Consider the following 11,365-nt stretch of genomic DNA (forward strand, 5'->3'; position numbering starts at 1 on the left):
ATGCATCAATTTGATTTAAAAAATAAAACAGCAATTATCACAGGTGGAGCACAAGGTTTTGGTTTAGATATTGCTAAACGTTTTTTAAAGTCAGGAGCAAAAGCTATTATCTGGGATATAGATGAAGAAGAATTAAAGAAAGCCGTTAAAGCTGTGAACAATCAAGATCTTTCATATAATGTTGTTGATGTATCTGATTTTAAAGATGTCAAAAATACAGTTGATGAAATAGCAAAATCTTCAAATATTGATATTTTAATTAATAATGCAGGTATTACTGGGTCTACGTCTTCACTCTGGGATTATGATGTAGTGGAATGGAATAAAATAATAGAAATTAACTTAATGGGTACATTTAACTGTTGTAAATGTGTGGTTCCTTACATGATTAAAAATGATTATGGTAGAATAGTTAATGTTGCTTCGGTTGCTGGAAAAGATGGTAATGCAAATGCAAGCGCTTATAGTTCAGCAAAAGCAGGTGCTATTGGTTTAACGAAATCACTAGGAAAAGAACTAGCTGGCAAGAATATAGCTGTTAATGCTGTTACTCCAGCAGGGGCTAAAACAAGAATATTAGACCAAATGTCAAAAGAACATGTAGCTAGAATGTTATCAAAAGTGCCAAGAGGTAGATTTTTAGAAATTGAAGAATTTACATCTTTAATTTGCTGGCTTTCATCTGAGGAAAACTCATTTTCAACAGCTGCTGTTTTTGATATTAGTGGTGGTAGATCTACTTATTAAGACTAATTGTTAAAGTTTTTAAATCAACTTTATCTTCTTTAGAGATCACTGGTGCAAGTAAAATTACTGACCAATAAATTAAAAGTACAAATATAGAAATTGATTTCATTCTCTATTGATAATATTAAATATTGATCTTAGAATGTTTAAAGTGTGTTCAAATGTTGTTTTTAAAAAAATTTTAGCTATATAGTTTTCTTATGTTAAGAAATTTTATAATAATAATATTTTCTTCTTTTTTACTTCTAGCCAATGTTAATGCTGAAAAAATTACTGTTTTTGATTTTACAGATGAGGAATTCAACACACTAAAAGTTGGAAAAAAATACAAAGGTGAAACAACATGGACCTTAGATAAGAATGAAAAAGGTAATTTTATTAAAGCAGAAGCTGAAGGTAAAGGATCTGGCTTAGGTAAAGAAATTAAAATTGATCTACTAAAAACCCCTTTTATTAATATTACTTGGAAAGTTGAAAAAGACTTATCTGGTATAATAGAAAACAGTAAAAAGGGACATGATTATGCTGCAAGAGTATTCGTTATAAAAAAAACTGGCTCTACAGCCCTTTCTAATAGAGCTATAAATTATGTGTTTTCTAGCAATAATAAAGTAGGAAAAAATTGGCCTAGTCCATACACAAAAAAATCAATTGATTATGTTTTATCAACAACTCAAGAAAACCTTGATAAATGGGTGACTGTCAAAGCTAATGTTAAGGAAGACTTTATGAAACTTCATGGAATAAATGTGGAAGATATATCTGGAGTTGCAATAATGACTGATACAGATAACTCAAAGTTAAAAGCTATATCTTATTATCAAGATATCTATTTTTCAACAGAATAAGATTATTTAAATACTTTTTTAAGACCAATACTTAAAAAGGATAAAAGCACAGCTACAATTACATCCTCAATGGGTGCAGCATTCGGTACAGCAAAATTCCATAAAATAACACCAATTAACCAGATAATATAAACTTTCATTATGATGATTGTATCTTAGTTTAGTATTAAATATTATTTTTTTTGTTATTATATATGAATGCATGAAAATTTTTTTCACAATGTTAAAGTTTATTATGAAGATACAGATGCTGGGGGCATCGTGTATTATGCAAATTATTTAAAATTCCTTGAAAGAGCCCGCACAGAAGCTTTAGTTACATTAGGTTTTAATAACAAAAAGATTAAAGATGACTTTGGAGCTCAAATTATAGTTAAGTCATGTAATATTGAATATAAAATTTCTGCTCATCTTGAAGATGAGCTAACAATAAGATCTTTTGTTAAATCAATTACAATAACATCATTTTTTATGAATCAATTTATTAAAAGGGGTGAAGATTTAATAGTTGAAGCAAAAGTTCATTTAGTATTTGTTAATAAAGAAGGTAAACCTATAAAGATACCAGGCACCTTATTTCAGGATTTCAAACCTTACTTTTGTGATACTATTAAGCTTTAGAGTGCTTTTTAGCAGTTCTAAGTAGATTTATCATTTTTCTTGTATCAATTATTTTAGTGTTAACATTTCGTGGACTAGGGTGATAACAAGCAATTAAAATTTTCCCATCAGGTAATTTATATTTAATACCGTGCTTAAATGTAAATTTTTGCTTAATTAAAAAATTTTTTTTATAAAATTTAATACAGTTATCAAAAGCAATTTTACCTAAGCTTATTATAACTTTTAAGTTTTTTAAATTTTGAATTCATTATCGAAATAATTTGAACAATTACTTAGCTCTTTATTTAATGGTTTATCTTCAGGTGGAACACATTTTAAGATATTTGTAATATATGTACTATTAAGTTTTAAGCCATCTTTACGGTGTGTAGAGGTTGGGATGTTGGATATACCAACCTTATGGAGACAGCCAAATAAAAAATCACCAGATTTATCACCTGTAAATGCTCTTCCAGTTCTTGTCCCACCATGTGCAGCGGGTGCAAGACCGATAATCATTAATTTAGCATCAATATCACCAAAGCCAGTAACTGGTTTTCCCCAGTAAACCTCTGTTATATTTTGCTTTCTTTTAATTATTGAAATTTTCTTACTAAATTTAATTAGCCTAGAGCACTTTTTGCATTTAATTATTGAATTATTTAGTTTTTTAAATTTAATGTTCATTGATGAGGTTAATTAAAATTACTATACTCTTGCTTATATCTTTCAATGTATCTTTTAAAGTTATTTCAGCAAATGATCTTCAAAATATATTAAGAGATAACGGAAAAATAATATTTATAAGGCACGCATACGCACCAGGTGGTGGTGATCCTGATGGATTTGATATAGCAAACTGTGCCTCACAACGTAATTTAAATTCTGAAGGTATTGCACAATCAAAACGTATAGGTAAGTTTTTTGAAGAAAATGATATAATAATTGATAAGGTTTTATCTAGTGAATGGTGCAGATGTAAAGAAACAGCAAAATATGCTTTTAATAATTATGAAACAAAAAGTTTTTTAAATTCATTTTTTAGTCAAAAGTTTGCTCATAATAAAGATAAACAAATGAAAGAATTAAAAGGTTATATAATAAACTGGGATGGTAAAAAAAACTTAATATTAGTAACACATTATGTTGTAATCTCAGAAATTTTAAATATGTCTACTTCTTCAGGTCAGATTGTCATAACGGATAGAAATTTTAATATCCTAACAAGTATAAATACTAGTAATAATTAAAACTATATTTTTTTATAATAAAATATAGAATAGGTTTATGTCATCAAAAAAAGCAATGAAGTTAGCTCAAAAACAAGCTTTTGCAAAACATCGAAGCAATATTACCAATAGTAAGTTTGGATCAAAAAAAATAAATTTGATTAATAGACTAAATAAGACAAAAACTAATAATAAAAAATCTTAATTATCTAATTTTTTCTCTCTTTTTTATCTGCATAAAATAGTGCGATTAAGAAAATAATTGTCCATACAAATATTGAAATAGTTTTTATAAATGATGTTTCTGCGCCCCAAACTTTTAAAAAAAAAGCACCAATTAAGATACCAAGTACATAAATTATAGTTGCTATTGTTATTTTATTCATTTAATTAAATTTTTTTTATAAAGTGAAATTCCATTTTCAACTTTATGATTATAAGACTTTTTAAAACTTTTTAATTGCCAGCCACCCAGCCTTTCCTGAATATCAGTTAGATTAGATTTTTTCCATTCATCTGATGTTTCTTCTAATTTCCACATCTTTTTTTCCTCATTATTTCTACCACAACCATAACAGTATCCAGTTTGAGGATCTGTTTTACATATGCTTATACATGGAGAAACAATCATTTTTTTTAAATTTTTAGTTAATATAATTGAATATTATTATATTTCATAATTATTCTCATTGGACAAATAGAATCTATCCTATATAAAGCCTCAAGAATTGTGGGCGAATGGCGGAATTGGTAGACGCGCTGGTCTTAGGAACCAGTATTGAAAGATGTGAAGGTTCGAGTCCTTTTTCGCCTACCAACAAGTTGAAAAAATTATGAAAGTTACAGTAGAAAATAAAAAAGGTCTAAATAAAGACATTAAAGTTTTCATAGATAAAAAAACTATGAACTCTTATATGGATGAAAAATATGAAGAAATTAAAAATACTGTTAACTTAAAAGGTTTTAGACCTGGAAAAGTTCCTAAAGAAATTTTAAAAAGACAATTTGGTCAAGCAATTTTTAGTGAAGTGCTTGATAAAGTTCTTAAAGATACTTCAGTTAAAGCTTTAGAAGACAATAAAATTAAACCAGCCGGACAACCTAAACTCGATCTTAAAACTTATGGTGAGGATAAAGATCTGGAATATGTAATGTCAGTAACAGAACTTCCAAAAGTCGAGCTTAAATCTGTTGAAAATATTAAGTATGATGAATATTCAGTTAAAATTGATGCAAATGAAACTGATAAAAGAATTAAAGAAATAGCCAAAAGTCAAAATAACTTTAAAGAAGTGGCAGCTGACGTTAAAGCAGTTGACAAAAATTTGGTTATTTTTGATTACAAAGCAACAATTGATGGAAAAGACTTTACTGGAGGTGAAGGAAAAAATACTCAATTAATTTTAGGTAAAGATTTATTTATTAAGGGTTTTGATAAACAGCTAACTGGTGTTAAAAAAAATGATGAAAAGTCTGTTGATGTTACACTTCCTGAAAATTATCCACAAAAAGAATATGCAAATAAAAAAGCTAATTTTATCTGTAAGATTATAGAGGTTAAAAAATCAGAAGAGGTAAAAATTGATGATGACTTTGCAAAAAATTTAGGTGCAAAAGATCTTGCTGATTTAAAGGGGTTAGTTAGCAAACAAATCAATGATGAGTATAAAAATTCCTTAGATAAATTAGCTAAAACTCAAATCTTGAAAGAAATTGAAAACTTTAAAGTGGATGAAATTCCAGAAAACTTGATTGAAGAAGAGGTTAAAATTTTAGCACAAGGCATGACAGAAGAAGATTCTAAAAAAAGTAGAAAGAACTTTGAAGAAATTGCTAAAAAAAGAATTAAAGTTGGACTAATCTTAAATGAATTTGGTGAACAAAATAAAATTAAAGTAACCGAACAGGAAGTTCAAGCTGAAGTTCAAAAACAACTTAGAATGATGCCTGGTCAAGAAAAGATGGTAATGGAATTTTACCAAAAAAATCCATCAGCATTAGCCAGTTTAAGAGGAACCGTGTATGAGGAAAAAATTATTGATCTAATAAAAACTAAAGCGGAAGCATCTAAAAAAGAAATTACCAAAGAAGAAGCAGAAAAAATTTTAAAAGAACATCAAAAACAAGATCATAATCACGAACATGACCATGATCATCCTGAGGAAAAAAAAGCTTCAAAATCTGCTAAAATTGAAAAAAAGCCAGAACCTTCAGCATCTAAAAAACCTTCAGCAAAAAAAGTTAGTAAAAAGTAATCACAAGTTGTATAAGTAAAAGAATCAACTTATGACAACAAACTTATTAGATCAAATGAATACCCTAGTACCAATGGTTGTTGAGCAATCAAATAAAGGTGAGAGAGCGTATGATATTTATTCAAGACTTCTTAAAGAGAGAATTATTTTTTTAGTAGGACCAATAAATGATAACGTCGCATCTTTAGTTACAGCTCAACTATTATTTTTAGAGTCTGAAGATCCAAAAAAAGAAATTAATCTATATATTAACAGTCCTGGAGGACTAGTGACTGCAGGTCTTGGAATTTATGATACCATGCAATACATTAAGCCAGATGTTTCAACTTTATGTATTGGTCAAGCTGCATCAATGGGTTCATTCTTATTAGCTGCAGGTAAGAAAGGTAAAAGATTTTCTTTACCAAATTCTAGAATTATGGTCCACCAACCTTCGGCTGGTTTTCAAGGACAAGCAACTGATATAGAGATCCATGCCAATGAAGTTATGGATTTAAAGAAAAGACTTAATGAAATTTACTCAAAACATACTGGAAAATCAGTTGATGATGTGAAGAAAGCACTAGAACGTGATAACTTTATGAAGCCAGATACTGCAAAAGAGTTTGGTTTGATTGACGCAGTAGTCGAAAATAGATCTTAATACACTACATCTTGACACCCCACTAAACTGATACTTGATTAGTATGAGTCATCTATATTAAAGTATCCTAATTGATTCGTTTATAAATTTATGACAACAAATAATAAAAATATTCTTTACTGTTCTTTTTGCGGCAAGAGCCAGCATGAAGTTAGAAAACTTATTGCAGGTCCAACTGTATTTATATGTGATGAGTGTGTTGAGCTATGTATGGATATCATCAAAGAAGAAAGCAAAGATACATTTGTTAAACATCAAGATGGATTACCACCACCAAAAGAAATTTGTGCCGTATTAGATGATTATGTTATTGGACAACCTCATGCAAAAAAAGTTTTATCAGTTGCTGTTCATAATCATTATAAAAGACTTAATTACGAGAGCAAAACAAGTAAAACAGTTGAACTTTCAAAGTCAAATATTCTTTTAGTTGGTCCAACTGGTTGTGGAAAAACTTTATTAGCTCAAACATTAGCAAGAATTCTTGACGTTCCATTTACAATGGCAGATGCAACCACTTTAACTGAAGCAGGTTATGTTGGTGAAGATGTTGAAAACATAATTTTAAAATTATTACAAGCTGCTGATTACAACGTTGAAAAAGCACAACGTGGAATTGTATATATAGATGAAGTTGATAAGATTAGCAGAAAGTCAGAAAACCCTTCTATTACAAGAGATGTATCGGGAGAGGGTGTCCAACAAGCACTATTAAAAATTATGGAAGGGACAGTAGCAAGTGTTCCACCTCAAGGAGGAAGAAAGCATCCACAACAAGAATTTTTACAAGTAGATACTACAAACATTTTATTTATTTGTGGGGGAGCATTTGCTGGTCTAGATAAAATAATATCTCAAAGAGATAAAGGTACATCAATTGGATTTGGTGCAAATGTTAAAAAAACAGATGATAAAAAAACAGGTGAATGGATGAAAACTTTAGAACCTGAAGATTTGTTAAAGTATGGCTTAATCCCAGAATTTATTGGCAGACTTCCAATGATAGCAACCTTAGAAGATCTTGATGAAAAAACTTTAGTTAAAATATTACAAGAACCAAAAAACTCACTGATTAAACAATACCAAGAATTATTTAAACTAGATGGTGCTAAATTAAATTTTAAAGAAAATGCGATCAAAGAGATTGCGCAAAAAGCAATTAACAAGAAAACTGGGGCTAGAGGCCTTAGATCAATCTTAGAAAATATTTTATTAAAAACAATGTACGATCTTCCAAGTCAAGACAATGTGGAGGAAGTTATTGTAGATGCTAGTGCGGCCAAAGGCCTATCTCAACCAATCATAGTTCATTCAAAAAATAGCAGCAAAACAAAGACTGAAAAAACTTCAGCTGCTTAATCTCACGTTAATAAGTAATAAATAGCTATTGCAATATCATATTTAATCTCCATATTTAGATAATGGATGTTAAAATTGAACGACCTTTATTACCGTTAAGAGACATTGTTGTTTTTCCAAATATGGTTATTCCCTTATTTGTGGGTAGAGATAAATCTATTGCTGCCTTAAATGAAGTTATGAAAAAGGACAAAAAAATTGTTCTAGTTACGCAAAAAAATTCAGAAATAGATGACCCTAAAAAAACTGATGTTTTTATGTATGGTTGTGAAGGTAATATTTTACAATTACTAAAATTACCAGATGGTACAGTAAAAGTTTTAGTTGAAGGAAGCAAAAGAGTAAAAATCTTAGATTTTAAAGATAATGAGAAATTTATTATTTGTGAATATGCTCATCAACATGATGTAGTTACTAAAGATGAAGACTTAATTCCATTAGCAATGACTGCTGTAAGAAGACTAGAAAAACTAACTTCAATTAATAAAAAAATATCAAGTGAAACAATTAATAATATTAAAAAATTAACTAACGCATCACACATTGCTGATAATATTGCGTCTCACCTAACGGCTACTATTTCAGAGAAACAACAAATTTTTGAAACTATAGATGTTAAGAAAAGACTTAATTCTATAATTAAAATAATGGAAAATGAAACTAGTATTATAGGAGTTGAGAAAAGAATTAGAGGAAGAGTAAAAACCCAAATGGAAAAAACTCAAAGAGAATATTATTTAAATGAGCAACTTAAAGCTATTCAAAAAGAATTAGGTGAAATTGAAGATGGGAAAGATGAGACATCAAGTTTAAATAAATTAATTATTAAAGCAAAAATGCCAAAAGATGTTGAAAAGAAATGTATGGCTGAGCTTAAAAAATTAAAGAATATGAGCCCAATGTCTGCTGAGGCTACTGTTGTGAGAAATTACCTTGATTGGATGACAGATCTACCTTGGTATAAAAAAGACCAGGTTGATATTGATCTTAAGAAGGCGCTTGCAGTTCTTGATGCTGATCATTTTGGTTTAGAAAAAGTTAAAGAAAGAATTATTGAATTTTTAGCTGTCCAAAAAAGAATGGAAAAAATTAAAGGCCCAATTTTATGCTTAGTTGGTCCTCCAGGTGTTGGTAAAACATCATTAGGAAAATCTATTGCGAAAGCTACTAATAGAGAATTTGTAAGAGTTTCAGTTGGTGGTATGAGAGATGAAGCTGAAATAAGAGGTCATAGAAGAACTTACATTGGTTCTTTACCTGGTAAAATTATTCAAATGATGAAAAAAGCAGGTACAAAAAATCCACTTATTCTTCTTGATGAAATAGACAAAATTGGAAATGATTATAGAGGTGATCCGTCTTCTGCTTTATTGGAAGCATTAGATCCAGAACAAAATTCTACATTTAATGATCATTATTTAGAAGTTGACTATGATTTATCTGATGTCATGTTTGTTACTACAGCTAATACTTTAAATATCCTGCCACCATTATTAGACAGAATGGAAGTAATTAGATTGGCTGGTTATACAGAAGATGAAAAAATTAATATTGCAAATAAGTATCTGCTTCCTAAACAAATTAAAGATAATGGAGTTAAAGAAAAAGAAATGACTTTATCTGAGGATATTATTAAAGAAATTATCCAAAGTTATACAAAAGAGTCTGGTGTAAGAAACTTAGAAAGAGAAATTTCAAAAGTAGCTAGAAAAGTTGTTAAGAAGGTAGTTTCTGGCGAAGAAAAAGAAGTTAAAATTAATTTAAAAAACTTACCTGATTATTTAGGAATTCAAAAATTTAAATTTGGTGAACTTGAAAGTGAAGATAAAATTGGCGTTGTCACAGGTTTAGCGTGGACTGAATATGGTGGAGAAATTCTTAAAATTGAAACTGTCATAATGCCAGGAAAAGGTAGAATGCAAATTACTGGTAAACTTGGAGATGTGATGCAGGAATTATCAAGGCTGCAAAATCTTTCATTAGATCAAAAAGTTTAGATTATGGAATTATTCCTCCCTTGTTTGAAAAAAAAGATTTTCATATTCATGTTCCAGAAGGAGCAACACCTAAAGACGGCCCTTCAGCAGGTATTGGAATGGTCACTTCAATAGTTTCTGCAATCACAAATAACCCTGTCAGAAGAGATGTTGCGATGACTGGTGAGGTGACATTAACAGGTCAAGTATTGCCAATTGGTGGATTAAAAGAAAAACTATTAGCAGCACATAGAGCTGGAATAAAACAAGTTATAATTCCTAAAGAAAATGAAAAAGATCTTGTTGATATGCCTAAGAAGATTATTGATGATATAAAAATTACTCCAGTTGAGCATGCTGATGAAGTATTAAAAATAGCATTAACTAAAGAGTTAAAAAGAGTTGAGTGGGTAGAGGTTGATAAAATTTCTCAATCTGACGATAAATCTCAAGCAAGTATTCAATAATTACCAATTTACATCCTTTTCTGTTTAATATCTGTTTTGACTTTCATAAATAATTGTTATAACTAAACGATAATTTTGGTTTAGGGTGGTTAGCTCAGCTGGTAGAGCATCTCGTTTACACCGAGGGGGTCAAAGGTTCGAGTCCTTTACTACCCACCAAAACTAGTAAAAGTGGGGGTGTAGCTCAGTTGGTTAGAGCGATCGCCTGTCACGCGATAGGTCGAGGGTTCGAGTCCCTTCACTCCCGCCACTTTTTTAGTCTATTTAATGTGAATATCACATATATTGTGACGTAAGAGCACTTCAACATGATATAAAAACTGCTATATAGACTTCATGCTTTCAGAATTTTTAAAAGATTATCTGCCTATTATATTATTTTTAATAATAGCCCTTGCCTTGAGTTGTGCTTTTGTAGTAATTAATTTAATTCTTTCACCAAAACATCCTGATCCAGAAAAATTATCAGCATATGAATGTGGATTTGAACCTTTCGAAGATTCAAGGATAGAATTTGATGTTAGATTTTATTTAGTGGCAATCCTTTTTATAATTTTTGATCTTGAGATAGCCTTCCTTTTTCCTTGGGCAATCTCTTTAGGAAATATAGGTCTGCTGGGTTTTTCCTCAATGATGATTTTTTTATTTATACTTACAATTGGTTTTATTTATGAGTGGAGAAAAGGTGCTCTAGATTGGGAATAAAATTTTAAACTATGAATTTAGAAAATAAAAATAAAGAAATTCCAGAAGAGTTTAAACAACTTTCTGAAGATTTTAGTAAAAATGGTTTTATAACAACTTCTCTTGATAATTTAATAAACTGGTCAAGAGCGGGGTCCCTACATTGGATGACTTTTGGCTTAGCATGTTGCGCTGTTGAGATGATGCAAACAGCAATGCCCAGGTATGATTTAGAAAGATTTGGTGCTGCACCAAGAGGCTCACCAAGACAATCTGATGTGATGATAGTAGCTGGAACTTTAACCAATAAGATGGCTCCAGCTTTAAGAAAAGTTTATGATCAAATGCCAGAACCGAGATATGTTATTTCCATGGGAAGCTGTGCAAATGGTGGTGGTTATTATCACTATTCATACTCTGTAGTTCGTGGATGTGATAAAATAGTTCCAGTAGATATATATGTACCTGGTTGTCCTCCATCTGCAGAAGCATTGCTTTATGGTATTATGCAGTTACAAAAAAAAATTAGAAACAAAGGATCTTTTGAAAGATAA

The 11,365-nt window shown here is 29.8% G+C and carries 13 protein-coding genes, 3 tRNA genes and 2 pseudogenes; 14 read left to right on the forward strand and 4 right to left on the reverse strand.

The features are described from left to right. Positions 1 to 747, forward strand: a complete 747-nt coding sequence (locus tag ABXT72_RS02880) for an SDR family NAD(P)-dependent oxidoreductase (RefSeq protein WP_415278959.1) — start codon at positions 1 to 3, stop codon at positions 745 to 747. Between the two features lie 200 nt (positions 748 to 947). Further along, complete coding sequence (locus tag ABXT72_RS02885) at positions 948 to 1,595, forward strand: DUF3047 domain-containing protein (RefSeq protein WP_415278961.1); 648 nt, start codon at positions 948 to 950, stop codon at positions 1,593 to 1,595. A gap of 2 nt (positions 1,596 to 1,597) precedes the next feature. Here ABXT72_RS02885 and ABXT72_RS02890 read toward each other — a convergent pair whose 3' ends face one another. Further along, positions 1,598 to 1,735 carry a hypothetical protein gene (locus ABXT72_RS02890; RefSeq protein WP_415272304.1) on the reverse strand — a complete coding sequence of 46 codons (138 nt, stop codon included), beginning with the start codon at positions 1,733 to 1,735 and terminating at the stop codon, positions 1,598 to 1,600. A gap of 58 nt (positions 1,736 to 1,793) precedes the next feature. Here ABXT72_RS02890 and ABXT72_RS02895 point away from each other — a divergent pair, with 58 nt between their 5' ends. Then, the gene (locus ABXT72_RS02895; protein ID WP_415278963.1) at positions 1,794 to 2,216 is read left to right on the forward strand and encodes a YbgC/FadM family acyl-CoA thioesterase; all 423 of its coding nucleotides are present in this window, start codon (positions 1,794 to 1,796) and stop codon (positions 2,214 to 2,216) included. Here the strand turns inward: ABXT72_RS02895 and ABXT72_RS02900 are convergent. Further along, positions 2,206 to 2,885, reverse strand: a pseudogene (locus ABXT72_RS02900) (uracil-DNA glycosylase). The gene ABXT72_RS02895 and the pseudogene ABXT72_RS02900 sit on opposite strands and share 11 nt — an antisense overlap. A gap of 2 nt (positions 2,886 to 2,887) precedes the next feature. Here ABXT72_RS02900 and ABXT72_RS02905 point away from each other — a divergent pair. Together ABXT72_RS02905 and ABXT72_RS02910 are read left to right on the forward strand one after the other, a co-directional pair. Further along, on the forward strand, positions 2,888 to 3,448 hold the full coding sequence (locus ABXT72_RS02905; protein WP_415278965.1) for a histidine phosphatase family protein: 561 nt from the start codon (positions 2,888 to 2,890) through the stop codon (positions 3,446 to 3,448). Between the two features lie 37 nt (positions 3,449 to 3,485). Then, on the forward strand, positions 3,486 to 3,632 hold the full coding sequence (locus ABXT72_RS02910) for a hypothetical protein (RefSeq protein ID WP_415278967.1): 147 nt from the start codon (positions 3,486 to 3,488) through the stop codon (positions 3,630 to 3,632). A 4-nt stretch (positions 3,633 to 3,636) separates the two neighbouring features. Here ABXT72_RS02910 and ABXT72_RS02915 read toward each other — a convergent pair whose 3' ends face one another. Continuing rightward, entirely contained in the window at positions 3,637 to 3,813 is a 177-nt protein-coding gene (locus ABXT72_RS02915; RefSeq protein ID WP_415278968.1) for a hypothetical protein, read from the reverse strand. Then, positions 3,810 to 4,058, reverse strand: a complete 249-nt coding sequence (locus tag ABXT72_RS02920) for a DUF1289 domain-containing protein (RefSeq protein ID WP_415278969.1) — start codon at positions 4,056 to 4,058, stop codon at positions 3,810 to 3,812. Before ABXT72_RS02920 ends, ABXT72_RS02915 begins: the two co-directional genes overlap by 4 nt. A gap of 101 nt (positions 4,059 to 4,159) precedes the next feature. On the opposite strand from ABXT72_RS02920, the gene ABXT72_RS02925 reads away from it, so the two are divergent. The 9 genes and pseudogenes from ABXT72_RS02925 to ABXT72_RS02965 all read left to right on the forward strand — a co-directional run bounded on the left by ABXT72_RS02925 (position 4,160) and on the right by ABXT72_RS02965 (position 11,365). Further along, positions 4,160 to 4,244 (forward strand) — tRNA-Leu (locus tag ABXT72_RS02925). 16 nt (positions 4,245 to 4,260) lie between these two features. Beyond that, a complete protein-coding gene (gene tig / locus ABXT72_RS02930; protein ID WP_415278970.1) occupies positions 4,261 to 5,682 on the forward strand; it encodes a trigger factor in 1,422 nt (473 codons plus the stop codon). Between the two features lie 31 nt (positions 5,683 to 5,713). After that, positions 5,714 to 6,325, forward strand: coding sequence for an ATP-dependent Clp endopeptidase proteolytic subunit ClpP (gene clpP, locus ABXT72_RS02935; protein ID WP_415272313.1), 612 nt, complete (start codon positions 5,714 to 5,716; stop codon positions 6,323 to 6,325). Between the two features lie 90 nt (positions 6,326 to 6,415). Beyond that, positions 6,416 to 7,684: an ATP-dependent Clp protease ATP-binding subunit ClpX gene (clpX, locus tag ABXT72_RS02940; protein ID WP_415278971.1), complete on the forward strand. Its 1,269-nt coding sequence runs from the start codon at positions 6,416 to 6,418 to the stop codon at positions 7,682 to 7,684. 62 nt (positions 7,685 to 7,746) lie between these two features. Continuing rightward, positions 7,747 to 10,127 (forward strand): annotated as a pseudogene (gene lon / locus ABXT72_RS02945) (endopeptidase La). Positions 10,128 to 10,210: 83 nt separating this feature from the next. Then, positions 10,211 to 10,286: transfer RNA gene (locus ABXT72_RS02950), tRNA-Val, on the forward strand. A 14-nt stretch (positions 10,287 to 10,300) separates the two neighbouring features. Beyond that, a tRNA-Asp gene (locus ABXT72_RS02955) sits at positions 10,301 to 10,377 on the forward strand. A gap of 86 nt (positions 10,378 to 10,463) precedes the next feature. Next, the gene (locus ABXT72_RS02960; RefSeq protein ID WP_415278972.1) at positions 10,464 to 10,832 is read left to right on the forward strand and encodes an NADH-quinone oxidoreductase subunit A; all 369 of its coding nucleotides are present in this window, start codon (positions 10,464 to 10,466) and stop codon (positions 10,830 to 10,832) included. A gap of 11 nt (positions 10,833 to 10,843) precedes the next feature. Beyond that, a complete protein-coding gene (locus ABXT72_RS02965; protein WP_415278973.1) occupies positions 10,844 to 11,365 on the forward strand; it encodes a NuoB/complex I 20 kDa subunit family protein in 522 nt (173 codons plus the stop codon).

Origin of the sequence: Candidatus Pelagibacter sp. Uisw_094, from assembly GCF_047729535.1 — a bacterium.
Lineage (GTDB): Bacteria > Pseudomonadota > Alphaproteobacteria > Pelagibacterales > Pelagibacteraceae > Pelagibacter.